The organism is Cupriavidus phytohabitans, from assembly GCF_017815025.1.
Classification (GTDB): domain Bacteria; phylum Pseudomonadota; class Gammaproteobacteria; order Burkholderiales; family Burkholderiaceae; genus Cupriavidus.
Map to the genome: position 1 here is coordinate 1 of NZ_JAGIQB010000058.1, position 21,658 is coordinate 21,658.

Sequence of the window (21,658 nt, forward strand, 5' to 3'; positions counted from 1 at the left end):
ACTGGAGAGCCCGTCGCGGGAAAACCGCACACCGGGTTCGGAGGGAGGGGACGGCGAAAGCCGTTTCCTACCCCTATCTGCAGCATGGGTGTCCTCCACGCTAAGGTAGCAATGCCGCGGGTGCGGGTGGCGCAGGAAGTCGTGGTGTGAGATATGCCAGGCGTAGGCACCGGCATACGGGAACACCACCAGATCACCTGCGCGCACGCAGTTCACCGGGGCGTCGTGAGCGAGGATGTCCTTGGGCGTGCAGAGCTGCCCGACTACGCTGACGCGCGCTGCCTGAACGCCGGGACGGGCGAACGGGTAGCGCCACGAATCGACCGGCAGCACCCGGAAGGGGTGGCTGTGCCCCTGTGCATACGGAGTACGAAAGTGGTGCGTGCCGCCGCAGGCGACCACGAAGGCACGGTCGAAGGCGTGCTTCACGTCGATCACCTCCATCGCGTAATAGCCGCAGAAGGCGGTGATATAGCGCCCGCATTCAAAGCGCACAGTCAGCCCGTCGCGCTGCGCCGACAGCGCGGGCAAACCTTCGGCAAAGGCGGCCCAGTCGAATTGCCGCTCGGGCTCGCGGTAGTTGACGCCGATGCCGCCGCCGACATTGACCTGGTCCAGCGTGTCGAGCCCATATTCCACGCGCCAGCGTCTGACCTGTTGCAGATAGGCATCGAGCAGGCGCAGGTGGGCGGCGGCGTCGAGCTGGTGAGACATCAGGTGGAAATGAAAGCCGCGCAGCCGGATTTCCGGATGCGCGCGCAGCCACGCCAGGCAGGCCGGCAACTGGTCGCCGGCAATGCCAAACGGTGTGGGCTTGCCGCCCATCATCAGCGTGGTGGCCTGCAGTCCTTCAATGGCAAGATTGACGCGCAGCAGCACCGGCGCCGTGACGCCGCGCTCGCGCGCAAGCCAGGCCAGCCGTTCGAGTTCATGCAGGCTTTCCACATGCAGCGCCTGGACACCGAGATCGAGTGCGCTGGCAAGTTCCGCATCGGTCTTGCCGGGGCCGCTGAAGATCAGCGGCACCTCGGCAAAATGCTCGCGTACCCAGGCCAGTTCGCCGCCGGAGGAGATCTCGAAGCCGTGCGCGATTGGTGCCAGCGTCTGCAAGATCGGCAGGTCGGAGTTGGCCTTGATCGCGTAGAAGAGTTCGAAGCCGGGCGGCAGACTGCGCGCCGTGACTGCGGCGTGGCGCCGCAGCGCCTCCAAGTCGTAGACGTAGGTGCACAGCGGGCCGCCGGCCTCGGCAAGCGCGTCGTGCAGGTGGGCGGTGACACGCGTCCAGCGCAGTTCGGGGGCGGTCATTGCCATGCGGCCTCCACGCCAGCGAACGGGATGGGATTGGCGACGGGAACGTAGGTGGACGCGCGATCGGCACGCTGGAAGAAACGATTGCTGAAATTGGTTTTGGCCGGGAACGGGCTGCCTGCTAGCAACCCGTTGATGCGCCGGGCCGATGCTGCGTTGCCATAGCGATGCTGGTAGGTATGCAGGTGATGGCGCACGACTGACCACAGCCGAGCAGTCGTGACCGGCCTGCCGGCACCGAGTTGGGCAATGACTTCGCACAGGTTGTTGACGAACAGACAGTAGGCAACGCGGTTCCAGCCCTGTTCTTCGTCGTACCACAGCGAGGCCTGCGCGCGTTCGCTGAGCTCAGGCATGGACGACGCGGGATGGCGAGAAGGCGTCAGTTTCACGCCCTCGAAGTCGCGCAGGAAGAGTTGCGCGGGCATGTCCTGGCGCAAGCCAAGCACCACGTTCTGCAGGTGCGGCTCGAAAATGACGCCGTGCGCGAAGAAGAGGTGGAAGACCGGGTAGAGCAGTTGGGACACATAGGCAGAGAACCAGCGCTCGGTCATGGCGTCCACCGTCGTCCCGGCCTGCGCGGCAAGCGCTGCCAGCAGCCGCTGCATGCGCGCTTCGCCGTAGTAATGGTTGCCGAACAGCGAGCCGGCCAGCAGCGGCACGCAGTCGGGTGTGCGCAGCGTATCCACGCTCTGACGCAGGATCAGGCCGAAGCCTTCGATGACCTGGCGATTCTTCTCGATATCGGCATCCTTCATGTCCACCGACAGGAATGCCGGCTCCTCCATCAATGCCAGGCCAGGGAACAGCCGCCCCAGGTCCGGCAGCAGCGGTCGCAGCACGCGGTTGACGTGCATGGCGCTCTCCAGCTCGTACCAGGCGTTCTTGCGCACGCAGTTGGTAATGCGGATGTTCAGCGACAGCTTGTAAAAGTACGGATTGCCGGGCTGGCACAGGGTCCGGATCGACGAGGTCGGAAAGAAGTCCGCGCCCTGCGTGCCCAAGTCCTGCATGCGGCCGCTGGCCAGGGCATCGCGCACGAGCGGATGCTCACGCAGGTAGCCCGCTTGCCAGGGATGGACTGGCACCGCCGCGCGGTCGGCGGAGACTGCCGGGGCATTGGCCGCGATCAACTTGTCGCAACTGGCGTTGAGCAGGGACTGCTGCGCGATGTCCTCGCGCGGCACTGCAAACCACCGCCTTCCGGGCGCTCGATGAGATCGCGGAACAGGCCCATGCCGTGGCCGAAGCCGCGCTCCATCGCCACATCGCGCAGCGCCTGTCCGCCGACCAGCGCCAATGGCTCGATCAACTGCTGGAAGCCGAGTTGCCGGCGCGGCGCTCGCTCTATCAGCAGATCAAGCGATCCGCAAAAAAGGCGACCGCGCAAACACCTCGACCTGGTGCTGGACCAGTTGAAGTGGCTCGAATCGCTGCCTGACAACGACACGCTGCTCGACAGCGTCCCGGCCACCAAACTGAAACACTTGGCCAATATGGCATCGGCCCTCGACGCGGGTGACATGAAGGACTTCCGGCCCGCCAGGCGACACGCACTGATCCTGGCTCTGATCCACCAAATGCGCATCGGCGCGCGCGACGACATCGCGGAAATGTTCATCCGCCGCATGGGGGCGATTCACAAGAGTGCCAAGGAAGAACTCACTCTCATCCAGGCGCGCCAGCGCGAATTGAGCGAAGAACTGGTTGCCGCGCTCGAACTAGTCATCGGCATTGTGGCCGAAGGCCTGGACGACGCCCATACCGGGAAACGCGTGCGCGAGCTGCTGGCGCCGCACGGCGACCTGGACAAGCTGCAGGCCGATTGCGAAGCGATCCGGGTCTGGAGCGACGGGAATCATTTGCCATTGCTGTGAAAGCCTTTCAAGTCATGGCGTGCGGCGATGTTCCAGATGGCGAAGGAATTGCGCTTTGTCGCGGCGACCGAAGACCGCCGACTGCTCAAAGCGTTGGACGTCGGTCTGCAGAACGAACACCGCAAGACCGAATGGCTCGCCGACGAGGTGGATCTCTCGTTCGCGTCCGAGCGCTGGCGAAAGCTGGTGCGCCGTTCGGCCACCTTGGGCAACCCGACGAATCGGCGCTACCTGGAGGTATGTGTGTTTCCCCATCTCGCCGGCGACCTGCGCTGCGGCGACGTCTGCATCGAAGGATCGGGCAATTTTTCCGACCTTCGTCAGCAATTGATGCCTTGGGGGAATGTCAGGCGTTGCTCCAGGACTATTGCGATCGGATCGGTCTCGCGCCCGATGCGCAGGGCTTCGTCGACAATCTCAAGAAGCTGCTGACGGAGACGGCCGAACAGGTCGACAGTGAATTTCCCCAGCATGCCGGCGACGTGACGATCAGTCCGAGCGGCGAGCCCACGCTCACGCGCATCGTGGCACGCGAAATACCTTCCACGGCCATCGCCTTGCAAGCCGCCATCGACAGCCGTCTCGTGCCGCGCAACCTGCTGGACATCCTCGCGAACATCGAGCATTGGACAGGGTTCACCCGTCATTTCGGGCCGCAGTCCGGCGATGATCCGAAACTGCGCAACGCGCGCGAACGCTATCTGCTTACCGTCTTTGCCATGGGTTGCAACCTGGGGCCCAGATGCTTCAAAGACCCTCGGTTCCTACAGATCAATTGACTGGAGCGGGCCGATAAGAAACGCCGAATAAGATGCATTAATCTGCACTATGTCGCCTTTCATCAAAATGATGAGCGGCGTCATCTTCCTTACGCCCGACGGTATCGGTCAGCTTGAACTGAATGCCGAACAGGAGTACGAGTCCAGCTACTGACAAGCCGGCAAGCACGAGTCGGTACAACATGACTTTCTCCCTCTCAATGATTCGGGCGTCGGCCGATGCTATAGGCCGGACATCAATTGCCCGCATCCCATGCGTAAAGCGTATGCCAGCGCGTATCCAAGTGGCATCAAAAAGGAGTGTTGTTGAGTAAAAAATGTGTAAAAGCCGCTGGCCGGACGGTTGCTCCGCGCATGTGCGCACTTCCGTTACAGCCGTTATAAGAAATCCAGGACCTCTTTACTCTTGATAGAGCGGCGCAGGGCGCGGTGGTGCGAGCATCTTCGACCCGCTTCGTCTATAGACTGGGAGAAGAGCCTGGCTGATATGCCTCAGAGCGTTTTCGTAACCTATGCCTCGCGCAGCCCTCAAGATCGCGAAGGCGGCCCCGTGGGGATCGCGATCGACATAGACTTCATAGATCTTGGCACGAGCCCCATGCCAGAGGAGGCGTGGTACGTCTTCGCCTTGATCCTGATCCAGGCAGTCAATCGTGGCGAAGGCGGCTGCTGGTCCAATGTGCACCGGGCGTGTGACCCGCCCCGGGGAGATGTGGAAAGGCGGATCACTCTCTCTATCTGATTGGTGCTGTTGCATAGTCGCGGCGTGAAATCTCTGTGCCATCCCGGTCGAGTATGACCAGCGTCGCGCCCTCGCGCCTGGCTTGCGCGGTGGCCGCCAGAATGGCGGAGTGCCTGGACGGGTGGTGTGATTCTGCGTACCGCGCGCGCTCATAGATGACATCCCATCCGTCGTGATAGGGAACAACCCGTAACTCGGTGAACATGGTTTCCTTCGCCGGTTGAGGCATTGCCGTGGCGGGAAGTCGACCATTCCTCGTTCGGCTGCCATCGTTTCCACGACGTTTCAACGAGCGGGTTAGTCATGACCGGCGCATTGGATTGGCAATCAACAAGTCAGGCTGGACTCCAGCCGGATAGACCACAAGCGCAGGGTGAGGACGACCCACACCGGGCCGAAGCATCCTGAGCTCAACGGGGACCTGCGCCCCCATCGGGGCATTGACCAGCGTGACAGGCACGCGAGACCGTCGCATGATGCTGGCCGGGATGCCGGCGCCAGCAAGAGCCAAGAGCCGTGACCAGGCTGATACACCCAGCACAATGCCGTCGCATCGGCATGCCTGCGCCGCGTCGAGAATTGTCTTCACAGGCGTACCAATGCCGATCTGCGCTACATACTTAACACCTGAATCGGCGAGGATTTCGCACGCACCCGCCAGTACCGCTTCTCCCGCCCTGCGTTCCCGCTCGCGCAGTTCGGCCAGCGAGTGGTAGGCACTGGCGCGACCATACTCAATCGGGCGTTGTACGTTGAGTAACACAATCTCGGATACGCTGCCCTCTCGATAGAGGAACGCTGCATGCCGGACAGCCCATAACGAACTGGCTGAGTCGTTAACAACAACAAGGAGCTTAATCATGGCGGTTCAACACAGGGTGGGCTGCCGACGGGCCGAAGGTTCTTCGGGGGCGCGTCCTATGAAACCAGCGTATGCGAGGTCGCGTTTACCGCGCATCAATAAATGGCTACGACACGCAAAAATTCGATAAAGATCGCTTCACGGAAGTATCTAATTTAGCACTTTTTTCTCTACCCCTCCCGCTTACAGTGACGGAAAGATAAACAGTGGAAGAGGCAGCTGCTCAAGCCAGTGCGATCTCGCACCCAATTCACGTGCACATCTCATTACCTCTCGTGTCCGCGGCAGCCGATCTTTATGCGTTCTTTATACCTTTGCATCACCTTTATATCCTTTTTTTACTGCCCCATCGCTAAGCTGCAAGCCGAGGAATCGCTTTGAGGTTTTTGTCATGGACGGGATCTTTCTAATCGTTTTGATTGGCTTCGCTGTACTGAGCGCGGCCCTGTTGGGGCTATGCGCCATGCTCGCCCCACCATCCGCAGTCGCCAATGGGCACGGTGGCTCGCACAACCAGATGCTCGCTAAGGACAATGCGTCCGACAGGGAGCCGTGATGGACTGGACTAACTTGCTGAGCGGCGCGCTGGCCGTCGCCATTTTCGTTTACCTCCTTGTTGCGCTGTTTCGGCCGGAGAAATTCTGATGTCCTCGCAATTCGTGGGTCTGCTGATCCTGTATCTCGCCATCCTGCTGGCGTGCGCACCGTTCCTTGGGCGCTACCTGCGGCGCGCTGTGGAGGACAACGGCTACGTATTGACCGCGTGGGGCCGCCCGCTCGAGCGGCTGCTATATCGCCTGGGCGGCGTGCGAGCCGAAGCCGAGATGGGGTGGAAGCAGTACACCGTCGCAGTGATCGCCTTCAACCTGCTTGGTGTGGTCGCGGTCTACGCGCTGCAGCGCCTGCAGGGCCAGTTGCCGCTCAATCCGCAAGGCTTTGGGGCCGTTTCGCCCGACTCGGCTTTCAATACGGCGATCAGCTTTGTGACCAATACCAACTGGCAAGGATACGCCGGTGAATCGACCATGGGCTATCTGGTGCAGATGCTCGCGCTCACCGTGCAGAACTTCCTGTCCGCAGCGACCGGGATCGCCGTGGTGTTCGCGCTGATTCGCGGCTTCGCTCGCCAAAGCACGACTACGATTGGCAACTTCTGGGTCGACATGACGCGGATCACGCTTTACGTGCTGGCGCCGATCGCCACGGTGATCGCGCTCGCGTTGGCCAGCCAGGGTGTGATCCAGAACTTCGACGCCTACAAGGACGTCAGCCTGGTCACGCCGGTCGAATACAGCCAGCCCAAGGTCGATGCGGCCGGGCAGCCGGTGCTCGATGCCGAAGGCAAGCCGGTGACTGAGGCGGCCAAGACGGACAAGCAAACGCTTGCGATGGGTCCGGTGGCTTCGCAAGAGGCCATCAAGATGCTCGGCACGAACGGTGGCGGCTTCTTCAATGCCAACTCGGCGCATCCCTTCGAGAACCCGAATCCGCTGACCAACTTTATCGAGATGCTTGCGATCTTCCTGATCCCCGCTGCGCTGTGCTTCACCTTCGGTGAGATGGTGGGCGACAGGCGCCAGGGGGTGGCGGTGCTGGCATCGATGACGGTGATCTTCATTGCCATGGCGTGCGTGGCGGCGTTTTCCGAGCAGACAGCCAATCCCGCACTGGCTGGCCTGCCGATCGACCATACCACCTCGCTGCTGCAGGCGGGCGGCAATATGGAAAGCAAGGAAACGCGCTTCGGCATCGCGGCCTCGGCCTTGTTCGCCACCATCACCACCGCGGCATCCTGCGGCGCGGTCAATGCCATGCATGACTCGTTCACCGCCATCGGCGGCCTGGTGCCGATGCTGCTGATGCAGCTGGGCGAGGTGGTGTTCGGCGGCGTCGGCTCGGGCCTGTACGGCATGCTCGTGTACGCGGTGCTGGCGGTGTTTATCGCCGGCCTGATGATCGGCCGCACTCCCGAGTATCTCGGCAAAAAAATCGAGACCTACGAAATGAAGATGACGGCGGTGGCGATCCTGGTCACGCCGCTGCTGGTGCTGCTTGGCACTTCGGTCGCGGTGATGGCTGAGGCGGGGCGTGCTGGCGTCTTCAATCCCGGCACGCATGGCTTCTCGGAAATCCTGTATGGGCTGTCATCGGTAGCCAACAACAACGGCAGCGCCTTTGCCGGCCTCTCCGCCAACACGCCGTTCTACAACACGCTGCTGGCTGCCGCGATGTGGCTCGGTCGCTTCTGGATCATCATCCCGGTGCTCGCGATGGCGGGCTCGCTGGCGGCCAAGAAGCGCGTCCCGGTGAGTGGCGGCACGATGCCGACGCACGGCCCCCTCTTCGTGGTGCTGCTGGTGGGTACGGTGCTGCTGGTGGGAGCGCTAACCTATGTCCCCGCACTCGCGCTGGGCCCGATTGCGGAGCAGCTCCAGGGCGTCGCGACGGCTATCGCGGGCAAGTAAGGCGACCAACTGACCAAGAGATACCAGGCATTCCTGGGCGCCTGGCACCAGTACAGCCGAACAGGCTACGTGCCGGCGCTTCCAGGGGATTGCGGAGAGACCATGCAACAAGATTCAATGGCCCCTAAGGCCAAAGGCGAGGGCAAGGCGCCGGAAGTTGGCGCTTCCAACCCTGTACAGGCGCAAGGTATGCCGGTCGCCGGCCAGCAACGCGGTACGCATCCACACCGTCACCCGCATCACCCCCGTTCGCGGAGCATGTTCGCGGCCGAGCTGGTGAAGCCGGCACTGGTTGCGGCCTTTCGCAAGCTGTCGCCGGTCGACCAACTGCGCAACCCAGTGATGTTCGTCGTCTACGTCGGCAGCATCCTGACAACAATCCTCTTCCTGCGTGCAATGTTCGCGCCTGCGGCCACTGCCGGCAGCGAGAGCGCCGGCTTTATCCTGGCGGTATCGGTCTGGCTGTGGTTCACGGTGCTGTTCGCCAACTTTGCCGAAGCTCTTGCCGAAGGCCGCAGCAAGCAGCAGGCCGAGGCTTTGCGTGGCCTGAAGACCACGGTGACCGCGCGCGTGCTGAAGGACGGCAGGCGCGGTGGCGCCACCGAGGCGCGGGCTGCCACGGCACTGCGGCGCGGTGATGTGGTGCTGGTGGAGGCCGGCGACATGATTCCGGGAGATGGCGAGGTCATCGACGGCGTGGCTTCGGTCGACGAGAGCGCCATCACCGGCGAATCGGCGCCGGTGATCCGCGAGTCCGGCGGCGATTTCTCATCGGTGACCGGCGGCACGCGCGTGCTGTCCGACTGGATCGTGGTGCGCATCACCACCAATCCGGGCGAGAGCTTCATCGACCGCATGATTACCATGGTCGAAGGGGCCAAGCGCCAGAAGACGCCCAACGAACTGGCCCTGACCATCCTGCTGGTCGGCCTGACGCTGGTGCTGCTGCTGGCCACTGCCACGCTGCAACCCTTCTCGCTCTACGCCGTGCTGGTCACGAAGGCTGGAATACCCGTGACCGTAACCGTTCTGGTGGCGCTGCTGGTCTGCCTGATACCGACTACCATCGGTGGCCTGCTGTCGGCCATTGGTGTGGCAGGCATGAGCCGGATGATGGAAGCGAACGTAATCGCCACCTCGGGCCGCGCGGTCGAGGCCGCGGGCGATGTGGACGTGCTGCTGCTCGACAAGACCGGCACCATTACCCACGGGAATCGCCAGGCCTCGCGTTTCATCCCGGCGCCCGGCGTGTCGCTATTGCAGCTCGCCGAAGCGGCGTGGCTGTCCTCGCTGGCTGACGAAACGCCGGAAGGTCGCAGCATCGTGACGCTGGCACGCCAGCAACCGGGGCTCGCCGCGCCGCAGATCAGTTCGCTGGCGCCTCAGTTCGTACCATTCAGCGCCCAGACTCGCATGAGTGGCGTGGACCTCACGGACGAAAAAGGTGGCCGCCAGGTGCGTAAGGGCGCGGCCGATGCGGTGCGTCGCTACGTGACTGAGCGTGCCGGAAAGTTTCCGGATGCCGTGATGCAGGCCGTGGACGAAGTGGCGCGCGCCGGCAGCACACCCCTGGTTGTGGCTGACACCAGCGGCGCGTCGGTGCGCGTGCTTGGCGTCATCGAGTTGAAGGACATTGTCAAGACTGGCATCCGCGAACGCTTTGGCGAACTGCGCAAGATGGGCATCAAGACGGTCATGATCACCGGCGACAACCGCCTGACCGCAGCATCGATTGCCGCCGAGGCGGGCGTCGATGACTTTCTGGCCGAGGCCACGCCGGAGGCCAAGCTCAAGCTGATCCGGCAGTACCAGGGGGAAGGGCGGCTGGTGGCAATGACCGGTGACGGCACCAACGACGCCCCGGCGCTGGCGCAGGCCGATGTCGCCGTGGCCATGAACAGCGGTACGCAGGCCGCCAAGGAGGCCGGCAATATGGTCGACCTGGACAGCAATCCGACCAAACTGATCGAGATCGTCGAAATCGGTAAGCAGATGCTGATGACGCGCGGGTCATTGACGACCTTCAGCGTGGCCAATGACATCGCAAAGTATTTCGCGATCATCCCGGCGGCGTTTGCCACCACGTATCCGCAGCTCAACCTCCTCAATGTCATGGGGCTGGCAACGCCGGCCTCGGCCATCATGTCGGCGGTGATCTTCAACGCACTAATTATCGTCGTGTTGATCCCTCTGGCCCTCAAGGGTGTCGTCTACCGACCGCTGGGCGCCGCCGTGCTGCTACGCCGCAACCTGCTGATCTACGGCCTTGGCGGCATCCTCGTGCCGTTCGCCGGCATCAAGGTGATCGACCTGATCCTAACCCTGTTCGGCTTGGTCTGACCTGTAAGTTTCGGAGCATTCATGAATATGCAAATTCGCACCCCGCAGCCTTCTCAGCAGCCCTCTCCACAGCCGCCGGTGCAAGCGGGCCTGGTTCGGCCGATGGTGGTATTGTTTGTCGCCTTGTCGCTGATTACCGGCCTGCTCTACCCCGGCGTAATTACCGGTATTGCGAAAGCCGTATTTCCGCACCAGGCTGGCGGCTCGCTGATCGAGAAGGATGGCAAGCCGATGGGATCAGAACTGATCGGCCAGTCATTCTCTGATCCCAAATACTTCTGGGGCCGTTTGTCGGCGACGGCACCGATGCCATATAACGCTTCGGCGTCGTCGGGATCCAATCTGGGCCCCAGTAATCCATCGCTGACCGACGCGGCTCGCGCCCGCATCGAAGCGCTGCATGCTGCGGATCCCGACAACCACGCGCCAGTGCCCGTGGACCTGGTCACATCATCGGCAAGCGGGCTGGATCCGCAGATTAGCCCGGCAGCCGCCGAATACCAGGCAGCGCGCGTCGCACGGGTCCGGGGCGTTGCGCTAGAGGAGGTCAAGGTGCTGATTGCCGCGCATACTGAAAAGCCACTATTGCCAGTGCTGGGCGATCCGGGCGTCAATGTGCTGAAGCTGAATCTTGCGCTGGACAGTGTTGCACCACAGCGATGACGCGGCGAGCCATATAAGGGGTTGAACAGTGCGGCGTTTGCTAGGATTGGGGTGGCTCCTTTATGTCTGATACCCAATTTCGCGAAGCCGGCGCTCGCCCCGACCCGGACGCACTGCTCCAGATCGTGCAGGCCGAGGGGGCACGAGCTGCACGCGGCAAGCTCAGGGTTTACTTTGGCGCATCGGCCGGGGTGGGCAAGACCTTTGCCATGCTGACGGCAGCGCGAGCAGCGGCGCAGCAGGGCACGGATGTCGTCATCGGCATCGTGGAGACCCACGGCCGCGCCGAGACTGAAGCGCTGATCGTCGGTATCGAACGGCTGCCGATGAAGGACGTGCCGTATCGTGATCGCGTGCTTAAGGAGTTCGATCTAGACGCGGCGCTGGCACGTCATCCTGCGCTGATTCTGGTGGACGAGCTGGCGCATTCGAACGCGCCAGGCAGCCGCCATCCCAAGCGCTGGCAGGATATACAGGAACTGCAAGCCGCCGGCATCGACGTCTGGACCACCGTCAATGTCCAGCATCTCGACAGCCTGAACGAAGCGGTCGGAGGCATCACCGGTATCCGCGTCTGGGAAACGGTGCCGGATACAGTCTTCGATGGCGCGGACGAAGTCGTGCTGGTCGACCTGCCTGCCGAGGAACTGCTGCACCGGTTGAAGGAAGGCAAGGTTTACCTGCCGGAACAGGCCCGGCATGCGGCGCGCAATTTCTTCCGCAAAGGCAACCTGATTGCCCTACGCGAAATGGCGCTGCGGCGTACTGCAGACCGTGTCGACGACGATGTGAGGGCCTGGCGGCAGGCAGAAGCGGTACAAGCGGTCTGGCGCACGCGCGAAGCGGTGTTGGCTTGCATCGGCAGCGGCGATGATGCCGAGCAGGTGGTCAAGAGCGCACGACGTCTGGCGGGGCAACTGAATTGTGACTGGCATGTAGTGACGATCGCCACTCCGCGCCTAACGCCGCCGTCCGCTGCCGGCAAGGCTCGCCTGCAGACGGCCATGCATCTTGCCGAAGAACTTGGCGCACGCACTGAAACGCTGGCGGGCAACGATATGGTGCAGGCCGTGGTGGGCTACGTGCGCCGCCACAACCTGACCAAGATCGTGATCGGGCGGGCGCCGGCGGACTGGCGCCGTGGCGGCACCTCTCTTGCGGAGCGGGCCCGCTCGCTGCTTGCCCTGGCACTGTCGCCCTTTGTTAATGCGCCGGCCTGGCTGTTCGGCCGACGCAGCTTTGCCGACGCGCTGGCGATCGGCTGTCCGGAAATTGACATCATCCGCGTAGCCGCTGACACCACGCGCGCTGACATTCGCCCGCGCCACGGTGCCGAAGAACCCGAATCGAGCGAAGCAGAGAATGGCGCGACGCGTAAGGACTACGCCTGGGCGGCGGTCTGGTGCGCCGGTGCCGCGGTGCTGTCGGCGCTGGCGTTTCCGTGGTTCGATGTGGTCAACATCGCCATGTTATTCCTGGCAGCCGTGGTCGGGGTCGCGCTGCGTCATGGCCGCGGGCCTGCTGCGCTCGCCTCCGTCTTTGCTGTCGCCGCCTTTGACTTCTTCTTTGTACCGCCGCGATTGTCGTTTGCCGTCAGCGACGTGCAGTACCTGCTGACATTCTTGGTGCTGCTCTCCGTCGGACTGGTCATTGGACAACTAACGGCCGGCTTGCGTGAGCAAGCACACTTGGCTGTGCAGCGGGAGGAAGGCGCTCGCACGCTGTATGAGCTGGCGCGCGAGCTGTCCGCCGCACTGATGCCCGACCAAATCGTCTCGATTGGCAGCCGCTTCTTGCGCGCCGCGTTCGATGCCAATTCAGCCTTCTTCCTGGTGTCGCCCGAGGGACGGCTGCTGCCGCCTGTGGCGGGGGCTGGTCAGCAGAACACGACGGTGCGTACCGATTCCATCGATCGCGTCTTGGCCGAATGGGCTTTCGCTCACGGTCAGCCCGCTGGTACCGGCACCCATACGTTGCCGGGCAGCACGGTGCTGTACCTGCCGCTGAAGGCGCCCATGCAGACACGGGGCGTGCTGGCGGTCGAACCTGCGGCCCCGCGCGCGTTTGCGCAGCCAGCGCTGCGACGACAAGTGGACGTATTTTGCACGCTGATCGCCATCGCTATCGAACGGCTGCACTACGTCGAAGTCGCGCAGCATGCCCTGCTGTCGATGGAGTCTGAGCGTCTGCGCAGCTCGCTGCTGGCCGCTGTGTCCCATGACCTGCGCACCCCTCTGACCAGCCTGATTGGCATGGCCGAGACCATGCAGCGCAGCGTTCAGCCGCTGGTGCCGCCACTGGATCAAACCATCTCCGCAATGCTCGAGCAGGCAAAGCGGATGCAGACGATGGTGGTCAATTTGCTGGACATGGCGAGGCTGCAGAGTCGCGATGTCCGCACCAACAAGGAGTGGCAGTCGGTAGAGGAACTGGTCGGCGCCAGCCTTGCATCGATGCGCGACGCGCTGGCGCGTCATCGCGTCGTAGTGGCAGATCTGTCGACTGTCCCATTAGTCGAATGCGACGCTGTCTTGATCGACCGGGTGCTATGCAACCTGTTGGAAAATGCCGCCAAATACACACCAGTGGGCACTGAAATCCGGATTTCAGCCGCAGTTGTCCAGGATGACATCCGGATCTCTGTCGAGGATGACGGGCCGGGCGTGCCCAAGGGCAAGGAACGCCAGATATTCGAGAAGTTCACGCGCGGCGAGCGCGAGTCCGCCACGGCAGGAGTCGGCCTGGGCCTGGCTGTTTGTGAGGCGATCATGCAAGCGCATGGCGGCCGTATCTGGGTGGAGGCCGCTCAGCGGCCGGATTTGCCGATGCGACCCGGCGGCCGGACAGGAGCGCGCTTTACCATCGCATTGCCTCGCGGCAATCCGCCAGCCGTCGAGCTTGAACCGACCGATGTCTGACAATGGCCGCACACCCGAGGAGATGCATTGATGCCGTTCGATTTTTCCCCAACGATCCTTCTCGTCGAGGATGAACCGCATATCCGGCGCTTTGTTCGCGCGACACTGGAATCCGAAGGCTGCACGGTATGCGAGGCCGAAACGCTCAAGCGCGGATTGATCGAGGCAGGGACACGCCAGCCTGACCTTGTCATTCTCGACCTGGGACTGCCGGACGGCGATGGTGTGCAGTTGATCGGCGAGATGCGAACCTGGACCAATGTACCGATCCTGGTGCTGTCTGCTCGCAGTGGAGAGACCGACAAGGTCGGAGCGCTCGATGCCGGCGCGGACGACTATCTGACAAAGCCATTTGGCGTCGCGGAGCTGATCGCGCGTCTGCGCGTCCTGCTGCGACGCCATGCGAGGACCAATCCGCAAGGCTCATACCAGATTACGTTTGGCGACGTTCACGTCGACCTGGCCAGCCGCTTGGTCACGCGTTCCGGACAATCTGTGCATCTGACACCGATTGAATATCGCCTGTTGGCGGTGTTGATTGGGCATCGTGGTAAGGTCATGACGCATCGGGAGTTGCTGCGCGAAGTGTGGGGACCCTCGCAGGCGGAAAGCAGCCAATACTTGCGCGTCTACATGGGACACCTGCGGCACAAGCTTGAAGCGGACCCGGCCCAGCCAGCTCATCTGCTGACCGAGGTCGGATTGGGTTACCGGTTTGCGGGATAAGACCGAAGCAAACGCGAATCTTTATGCCGATTACACGCCGACGCTGCAGCTTTTGATGCCTTTTTTAGGCATCAGGACATATCTTGGCGAGGCTCCCTCTCATAGGGTTCCTTTAACTTTCGCCAAACGAAAATGACTCTCCTGCGCCAGACTTCCGGTGCGCTGCTTGCTTGCGCCGTGCCTGCCCTTACCCTGTTTGCCGCCGTGCCCGCCATGGCGCAATCCCAGCCTGAAGCCGAAACGCCCACGCACACGTTCACCGCGAACGTCTCCGTGGCCACCGACTACCGCTACCGAGGCTTGATGCAAACCAATCGTCGGCCTGCGATCCAGGGCGGTTTCGATTACAGCCATGCCAGCGGGTTCTACTTGGGCACCTGGAACTCAAGCATCAGTTGGCTGGGCGACAGCAACGCGGAAGTGTCGGCTCCCATCGAAATGGATTTCTATGGCGGCTACAAGGGAACCTTCGCCACGGACTGGAGCTACGACGTCGGGGTGCTACAGTACTTCTACCCGGGGGACTATCCGGCCGGCTACACGCGGCCCTATACCACTGAGGTCTACGCCGGGCTGGGGTATGGCCCCGTGACGCTGAAGTACTCCTATGCGCCGACCAACCTGTTCGGGTTCGCGGACAGCAAGCACAGCTGGTACGTCGACCTGTCGGCGAACATGCCGCTGGATGTCTGGGGCCTGACGCTCAATACGCATGTCGGCTATCAGAAGGTGCAGGTTGCCAACGCATCGTATGTGGATTGGAAGATCGGCCTGACCAAGGATCTAGGCAAAGGCCTCGCGCTGGCGGTGGCCTATATCGATACCAACGCCGACAAGGCTGTGTACACGAATGCGAAGGGCCGGTACATGGGTCGTGGCACCGCATGGGCCTCGCTGACGAAGACGTTCTGATCGGGCATGCGCGCCCGCGCAGGCTGATTTTGATGCCGATTTGATGCAACCGCCCCAAATCCTTGCATCAAATTTAGACGACGCTCGCTAGCATAAGGTTATGTCCAACATGCGACCCGCCTTCGCGGGCTCATACCAACATGCGACAGTCAAGCCCGACGATTAATACGGTCCCCCGACGTACCGCCTTGCGCAGCAGCGAAGACACCGTCACCGCGCTGCGTCCGCTTCCCTTTCCGGCGCCTGCCTGGATCCGCCTGCGCCTTGGCGTGGCATCCATTGACGTGTTCGCCTTGCGCCAGACGCTGCACCGGGTGCTCGGCGAGCGGATCCGCGTCTACGTCGTGAGCGTGGACTACCGGCACGGGGAAACCACGATGCACGTGGATCTCTCCCGTACCGACCGCGACGCGGCCATGCATGCCATCATGACAGCGTTTCCGGCAGCGGAGTTCGGGGTCACGACGGCCCTGGGGGACGACCATGTGGCGCACTGAGGAGGAAAGCTTTTCCGGTCCCGCCGTGCGTGCCAGCACCGGTATCGAAGCGGCCGGTATCGGAGCGAACTCCCGCCAGTCACCATGGGGCATCTGGGTGCCCCTGGTCACGCCGATGCACGCCGGCGCGCTGGACCTGTCAGGCGCTGCCAGGCTGGCCGAACATTACCTCGAGGCGGGCGTGAATGGCCTCATTATTTTGGGCACGACGGGCGAGGGAAGCCTGCTTTCCACCCGCGAGCGGCAAGTCTTCACGGCGGCAGTGCTCGAAGCCGTCCATGGCGAGCTGCCGGTGATGGCTGGCGTAGGTGCCGTCGATACGCGCGCGGTATGCGCCCAGATTGCCGAGCTGGATGCCTTTGAACTGGCCGGCTATCTGGTGCCGCCGCCATACTACCTGCGGCCTTCCGATGAAGGTCTGATGTGGCATTTTGACGAGGTGGCGCGCACAACGGACCGACCCCTGATGCTGTACAACGTGCCGAAGCGAACAGGCTGTTCGATGTCGCCTGCGCTGATCGAGTCTCTGTTGGCACATCCGCAGATCGTGGCGGTCAAGGAGTGCGACAGCGGCAGTTTGCGGGCATTTGTCAGCAATCCGCATGTCACTGCGCTCTGCGGCGAGGATGCAGCTCTGCTGGATCACTTGCTGACCGGCGGGGCAGGCATTGTCGCTGCGTCCTCGCATATCCGTCCGGACTTGTTCGTGCGCCTGCTTCATCTGGCGCAGACGGGCCGCTTGCGTGCCGCCCGCGCCTTGTTTGCGAGGCTTGCCCCGTTGGTCTCGCTCCTGTTCGAGGAGCCGAATCCCGCACCGGTGAAGGCGGCCTTGGCACTATCTGGCGTGATTTCGCCGGAAACCAGACTGCCATTGCAGCCGGCAAGCGCCGCGCTGGTCCACCGACTGGAAGCAGCCATGGACCTTCTTCCGCCAGCTTCCTTGGCACGGGATCCACATCTGGTGAAAGGCTAGCCATCTTCGTCCGGCTTCGCCGCCAGTAGGTCTTGGCTGCAGGCAACCAGCCTCTTTTATGCGTTGTTTATGCCGTGAGCCGAGTTCTTTACACAACTTTTACTGTGGCATTTGTACATTGATAGTAGGCTTGGTTGCATGAGATTCGCCATATCGCGGTCTCGAGCGTAGGCCAAGTTTTGCGGAACTCTCCAGGGGACGATCCCCCGAGGCGACCATGAAACCTCCTGTTCCACTCTTCTTCACCTGCACGACGTGCGGACACGTTCATTCCGAGACGCTGCAGGATTTGGTTTCGGGAAAACTGCCTCTGCCACTGACTTGTCCCGCTTGTCGCAGTGAGTTGAACGTCGACTGGGACTGGATCACTGACCAGGCCCAGAAACTCGGGCTCGTCTTCTCGGCGCGATAAGCCGTCCTCATCACGGGCCGCAGGCAATGCGAGGAAGGCCACGCCACCAAACTTCATCACGAGCCGCAGCCGCAGCTCGGACGGCTTGGGAACACTCCTGTGGCGGCCCCTGGTATGTCTTAGGCGGTTCGGGTGCGAGGTCGCTATACGCACTGCAGGAAGCATTCAGCGGTGAGCTCAATCATGGCAGAGACACAAGCAGCAATCGATACTTTGGTTCAACTTCTAAGGAACCCTCGCAATGGGAATGCGGTCCGCGCAGCCGCCGCTACCGGCTTGGGGTATGCAGGCGGTCAACAAGCAACCCATGTGTTACTAGAAGTGTTTGAATCCTTTGAGTACCACATTGACATCCGCGCTGCCGTGGCGGAGGCACTCGGCCAGATCGGTGGAGCCGAGGCTCGAATTGCTCTCATTCGTGCTGCTACCACGCACCAGTACGGCCCAACAATCCGCGCCGCTGCGGCAATAGCCTTGGGCCGCGCGACGCTTCGTTAAGGCGAGTAGTTCTGTCCTGGGCTCGGACAGAACTGCCCGTCGTCATGGGAGCGACCTGCTGTTGTTTGCGCACGGAGTGGGCAGGTCCGGCGACCACATTGACGGGGACGACACCATCTCCCGCAAGGCCTGCATCACGATCTCCTCGCCGCTCCTCCTGCGCCGGTTTCGCTCAGAAAACCGCCACAATTACCTTTTCCTGGCAGCGCAAGACTTCGGCACCGACTGGCTGGAATGACGTAGGCTGGTCCGTCAGTGCCGAGTGGTTTGCCTATGTCTGGTTTCCCCTCTTCCTATTGGCTGCGCCGCGTCTGAGCAAATTCCGCGTCGCATTGATGGCGATTCTGGCACTGGCGGTGGTAGGTGTGGTGGAGGCGACGTCGCCCACACACCTTTCGCTGAGTGGTGGTATCGCCCGCCTGATCCCGGAGTTTATGCTCGGTGTGCTGCTATGCCGATTGCGTGAGGCGATGCCCGGCTACAACGGCTTTGTTTGGGGAAGCTTGTTGTCGCTTCTAATTTGCGCCATCGGCGTGAAAATAGGATTCGATACAGTTTTCGTCGCCGGTGCCGCTGGACTGGTATTCTCACTTTCTTACGGAATTGGGTTCAGGCTCTGATGCTGCTGGCACTGACCATCGGCGCAGCCGTAATACTCCACTACTGCGTCGAGAGGCCAATGCGTTCCTGGATAAACCGCCGATTTGGTTCCAGCCGCACGTCGGCAAAGTCCTTCGCCGGGACGACGAACGAGGAGCACGACCGCGGCGGCTGGTTTATACAGCGGAAACGGTAGGACATCGTGCCGTCGGTCGTTCTTCAATTCGACTTCGAGCTTGCGGTATGGATTGCAGGATGCCAGCTATCGCCCACAGCCGGTGCGGCGCTGCATCCACCCCATCATGCGAAATATGCTGGAGAAAATGGAGGTGAAGAGCCCAGTATTGAGATCGCGATCACCGGAAGGGGTAATGGGCACCCCTTAAGCAACCCATCCCCCCGCACTCAAGACCAAGGCCATGCTGAAAGTCGTCGAGACATTCACATGGCAGCTCCGCTCAGCAAGCGGTCGTTCGATGGATGGGCCTCGATCAAGTTTCATGGCCGGTAGGCGACAATGTAGCATGGAGGTCGACTCGCGCATCACGCGCCAGCCATAGTCTCAGGCGTGACTTCCCACCCTGCATCGATGCCGCCGGGAAGCATCTGCCCGCGGTCTTCACCGACCTCGGCATCTACCAGCCGATTCAGCTTCTTATTCATTGCGACGACAAGCTCGCGGTGTCGGCTGTCTGCCGCCAAGTTGTGCATCTCGAACGGGTCGGTCTGCAGATCATAAAGTTCCACGTCATTGAAGCGGTTGAGCTCCTCCAACGTCCCGGGCCGGTTATGCTGCTTGGGCGAGAAGTAGCGGGCGAATGTGTAGCGCCCATCGAATACCGAGCGGACGGCGCCGCGCTTCATCAGGTCAGGCCGTATGCCCGTGCTCTTGAACTGATCCGGCTTGCCGCCCTTTTGCAGATAGTCCACGGCCTGGTAGAGGAAGTCCCCGTCGATGTAGGCGAGCATGTTGTAGCAGAACAGAGCGCCGTCGCGAATTGCCTTCGCATCCGCCTTTTCCGGGGCATTGAGCAGACCAGAAAAGTCCTTGCCTGCAAGGCCCTTTACCAGGGTCGCACGCTTGTTGTCGTCCACGCCAGTCATCGCAACCAATGTCGGCGCGATGTCAAGGTGCGACGTGACGGCGCGACATTGCTTGCCGCCCTGATAGGCTGGATGGGATATGATCAGCGGTACATTGTTCTGCTCGCGATACGAGACAGCCCCCTTGGCGTGAAGCTGGTGGGCCCCGTCCATATCGCCATGGTCGGACGTCAGGATCACGATGGTCTTGTCGGTCAGGCCGGCAGCGTCGAGCTCGGCCAGAACCGAGGCGATATTGCGGTCGACGTCGCGCATGCAGTTCAGATAATAGTTGTGCCGCCGTCGCCAACGCGCATCCTCGTTGGGAATGGCGCCCACCATGGCGTCATGGGAACGCAGGAAATCGCGGTGGGCGGGCGGACGCCCTGGTGCGTCGAGCGCCTGCGTGTGGCTGACCGGGAGCCTGAAATTCCACTGTCTGGCATACAGCGGGTCGGCCGGATCTCGGGCGACATGTGTAAGGCCGCGCGTTGCCTGAACCTTTGTTCCGGGCGCATCGGTGTCGTAGAACATCACGTCATGCGGGTTGACGAGGTTCATCGCCAGAAACCATGGCTTTCCCTGTGCCGCAAGATCGCGACCTTTCCCGCGCAGCCAACTCGTGCCCATGGCGGCGATCACCCCGTCGTGCAGGTAGCCGCCGCTTGTGTGCGCGATGATATCGCCGATCCCGATGTAGTCCGAGAAGCCATAGGCTTCCATCTCCGCGGTGAATATTTTCGTTGGCGTGCCAAGCTTGTTAACGGTCTCGAATTCCTTGGTGAGATGCCATTTGCCTTTGTACGCGGTGTAGTAGCCTGCGTCGCGAAGCATGTCACCGAGCGTCGGTATGTCGGTTGACATGCTGGTGATCCACGGGAAGTTGGTGTTGTCAAACATCCGCGTCTGTTGGATGTGCTGGCCCGTATAGAGTACGGACCGCGATGGTGTGCAGACGCACGAGTTGATCTGATGGTTCAGGAAGGTCGTGCCACGCTTCATCAGGCGTTCGTGTGCCGGCAGGCTATAACCCACCGGCAGCTCTCCCGGCCGAAAATAGCGCTCCTGATCGACAAGGATGAAAAGAATGTTGTACGGGCCTGCCGCACGGCTCGCCGTGGACCGCACAGCGCGATCTGTACCGGGACGCGCAGCCTGGGCGTTGGCGCTCCCGCCAAGGCCCAACGCCGCAGCGCTCAGGCCGGCAGCGCGAAGAAAGTCGCGGCGAGTCAGCGCCGATTCCGGATTCCTGTCGTCTTCCATCTCGATTTCGCCATCGAAGGCGCACCGCATGGTGGGACTTCCGGATCACGACATACGCTTCGCCCACACACGTCAATGTAGCCTAGCAATATCATTGCCGGCCATCAAGCCGGCTTCCGGACGCCGCGGCGCAACGGAACGTTGGCCACCGCACTTATCAGGTGCGATAACGCCGGAAATTTCGGTTGCCAATGCAGCCGGCAATTTTCACGTTCTTCAAAGGCGGAAGAGGCCATGGCACTGCTTCCTGCCCATGCTGTGGCACGTGACGAGCATCTGGCGGTCTCCAGGGCCGCCAATCACTGCCGCGCTTCGTCGCGTCAGCAAGCAATGCCAGGGAGCCGCTTTTATGCGTTATTTATGCCGTGAGCCAATGTCTTTATACAATTTTTACAGCTGCGTCCGTACATTGATATCAAGTGCCGGTAGCGCTGGAATTTTGTACAAGCAACACCCAGGCGTAAAGCTGAGCCCCGTGCCGGATTACGGACGATCAACTGCTGAGGCGAGCATGAAACCCCCTGTTCCGCTGTTCTTCACCTGTACGGTGTGCGGGCACGTTCATTCAGAGAGCCTGCAGGATATTATCTCGGGAAAGGTACCGCTGCCGCTCACTTGTCCCGCTTGCCATCGGGGGTTGAGCGTTGACTGGCACTGGATCACTAGTCAAGCCGAGCAAATGGGGCTTGTTTCCACTGTGCGATGAGGTGAAGGCTTGAGCGCGCTCCAGCTGTTCCACT

Annotated in this window: 19 protein-coding genes and 1 pseudogene; 14 read left to right on the plus strand and 6 right to left on the minus strand. The window is 61.9% G+C overall.

From position 1 onward, the window contains the following. Nucleotides 1-1,305, minus strand: a 1,305-nt coding sequence (locus tag J8I34_RS28795) for a type III PLP-dependent enzyme (RefSeq protein ID WP_245176215.1), incomplete at its 3' end; no start/stop codon positions are given. After that, nucleotides 1,302-2,495, minus strand: coding sequence for an IucA/IucC family protein (locus tag J8I34_RS28800; protein WP_371748157.1), 1,194 nt, complete (start codon nucleotides 2,493-2,495; stop codon nucleotides 1,302-1,304). The genes J8I34_RS28795 and J8I34_RS28800, both read right to left, overlap by 4 nt. 48 nt (nucleotides 2,496-2,543) lie before the next feature. Between J8I34_RS28800 and J8I34_RS35755 the strand changes: the two genes are divergently transcribed. From J8I34_RS35755 to J8I34_RS35765, 3 genes and pseudogenes are all read left to right on the plus strand, one after another. Then, nucleotides 2,544-3,185 (plus strand): hypothetical protein, encoded by a 642-nt coding sequence (locus J8I34_RS35755; RefSeq protein ID WP_245176209.1) that lies wholly within the window; start codon nucleotides 2,544-2,546, stop codon nucleotides 3,183-3,185. A 36-nt stretch (nucleotides 3,186-3,221) separates the two neighbouring features. Next, the gene (locus J8I34_RS35760) at nucleotides 3,222-3,617 is read left to right on the plus strand and encodes a hypothetical protein (RefSeq protein WP_245176210.1); all 396 of its coding nucleotides are present in this window, start codon (nucleotides 3,222-3,224) and stop codon (nucleotides 3,615-3,617) included. 68 nt (nucleotides 3,618-3,685) lie between these two features. Then, nucleotides 3,686-3,925, plus strand: a pseudogene (locus tag J8I34_RS35765) (Tn3 family transposase); the annotation flags it as partial. Nucleotides 3,926-4,001: 76 nt separating this feature from the next. On the opposite strand, the gene J8I34_RS28810 reads toward J8I34_RS35765, so the two are convergent. The 3 genes from J8I34_RS28810 to J8I34_RS28820 all read right to left on the minus strand — a co-directional run bounded on the left by J8I34_RS28810 (nucleotide 4,002) and on the right by J8I34_RS28820 (nucleotide 5,568). Then, on the minus strand, nucleotides 4,002-4,148 hold the full coding sequence (locus J8I34_RS28810; RefSeq protein WP_209807607.1) for a hypothetical protein: 147 nt from the start codon (nucleotides 4,146-4,148) through the stop codon (nucleotides 4,002-4,004). Nucleotides 4,149-4,698: 550 nt separating this feature from the next. Beyond that, nucleotides 4,699-4,935 (minus strand): DUF2188 domain-containing protein, encoded by a 237-nt coding sequence (locus J8I34_RS28815; RefSeq protein WP_371748158.1) that lies wholly within the window; start codon nucleotides 4,933-4,935, stop codon nucleotides 4,699-4,701. A 72-nt stretch (nucleotides 4,936-5,007) separates the two neighbouring features. Continuing rightward, nucleotides 5,008-5,568, minus strand: coding sequence for a universal stress protein (locus tag J8I34_RS28820; protein ID WP_209807609.1), 561 nt, complete (start codon nucleotides 5,566-5,568; stop codon nucleotides 5,008-5,010). 555 nt (nucleotides 5,569-6,123) lie between these two features. On the opposite strand from J8I34_RS28820, the gene kdpF reads away from it, so the two are divergent. The 11 genes from kdpF to J8I34_RS28875 all read left to right on the plus strand — a co-directional run bounded on the left by kdpF (nucleotide 6,124) and on the right by J8I34_RS28875 (nucleotide 18,592). After that, a complete protein-coding gene (gene kdpF / locus J8I34_RS28825) occupies nucleotides 6,124-6,213 on the plus strand; it encodes a K(+)-transporting ATPase subunit F (RefSeq protein WP_063237471.1) in 90 nt (29 codons plus the stop codon). Then, nucleotides 6,213-8,033, plus strand: coding sequence for a potassium-transporting ATPase subunit KdpA (gene kdpA / locus J8I34_RS28830; protein ID WP_209807610.1), 1,821 nt, complete (start codon nucleotides 6,213-6,215; stop codon nucleotides 8,031-8,033). Before kdpF ends, kdpA begins: the two co-directional genes overlap by 1 nt. A gap of 102 nt (nucleotides 8,034-8,135) precedes the next feature. Continuing rightward, nucleotides 8,136-10,373, plus strand: a complete 2,238-nt coding sequence (kdpB, locus tag J8I34_RS28835; protein WP_209807611.1) for a potassium-transporting ATPase subunit KdpB — start codon at nucleotides 8,136-8,138, stop codon at nucleotides 10,371-10,373. A 21-nt stretch (nucleotides 10,374-10,394) separates the two neighbouring features. Next, complete coding sequence (kdpC, locus tag J8I34_RS28840) at nucleotides 10,395-11,036, plus strand: potassium-transporting ATPase subunit KdpC (RefSeq protein WP_209807612.1); 642 nt, start codon at nucleotides 10,395-10,397, stop codon at nucleotides 11,034-11,036. A 62-nt stretch (nucleotides 11,037-11,098) separates the two neighbouring features. Then, nucleotides 11,099-13,954: a DUF4118 domain-containing protein gene (locus J8I34_RS28845; protein ID WP_209807613.1), complete on the plus strand. Its 2,856-nt coding sequence runs from the start codon at nucleotides 11,099-11,101 to the stop codon at nucleotides 13,952-13,954. Between the two features lie 30 nt (nucleotides 13,955-13,984). Beyond that, nucleotides 13,985-14,680, plus strand: coding sequence for a two-component system response regulator KdpE (kdpE, locus tag J8I34_RS28850; protein ID WP_209807614.1), 696 nt, complete (start codon nucleotides 13,985-13,987; stop codon nucleotides 14,678-14,680). A gap of 132 nt (nucleotides 14,681-14,812) precedes the next feature. Beyond that, entirely contained in the window at nucleotides 14,813-15,592 is a 780-nt protein-coding gene (locus J8I34_RS28855; protein WP_209807615.1) for a TorF family putative porin, read from the plus strand. A gap of 188 nt (nucleotides 15,593-15,780) precedes the next feature. Next, nucleotides 15,781-16,089 carry a hypothetical protein gene (locus J8I34_RS28860; RefSeq protein ID WP_371748159.1) on the plus strand — a complete coding sequence of 103 codons (309 nt, stop codon included), beginning with the start codon at nucleotides 15,781-15,783 and terminating at the stop codon, nucleotides 16,087-16,089. Then, on the plus strand, nucleotides 16,076-17,062 hold the full coding sequence (gene dapA / locus J8I34_RS28865) for a 4-hydroxy-tetrahydrodipicolinate synthase (RefSeq protein ID WP_209807617.1): 987 nt from the start codon (nucleotides 16,076-16,078) through the stop codon (nucleotides 17,060-17,062). The genes J8I34_RS28860 and dapA overlap by 14 nt, the downstream gene beginning before the upstream one ends. 595 nt (nucleotides 17,063-17,657) lie before the next feature. After that, nucleotides 17,658-17,972: a HEAT repeat domain-containing protein gene (locus tag J8I34_RS28870; RefSeq protein ID WP_209807618.1), complete on the plus strand. Its 315-nt coding sequence runs from the start codon at nucleotides 17,658-17,660 to the stop codon at nucleotides 17,970-17,972. 98 nt (nucleotides 17,973-18,070) lie between these two features. Continuing rightward, nucleotides 18,071-18,592 (plus strand): acyltransferase family protein, encoded by a 522-nt coding sequence (locus tag J8I34_RS28875; protein ID WP_209807619.1) that lies wholly within the window; start codon nucleotides 18,071-18,073, stop codon nucleotides 18,590-18,592. Between the two features lie 523 nt (nucleotides 18,593-19,115). Here J8I34_RS28875 and J8I34_RS28880 read toward each other — a convergent pair. Continuing rightward, nucleotides 19,116-20,948, minus strand: coding sequence for a sulfatase family protein (locus tag J8I34_RS28880; RefSeq protein WP_245176212.1), 1,833 nt, complete (start codon nucleotides 20,946-20,948; stop codon nucleotides 19,116-19,118). Between the last annotated feature and the right edge of the window lie 710 nt (nucleotides 20,949-21,658).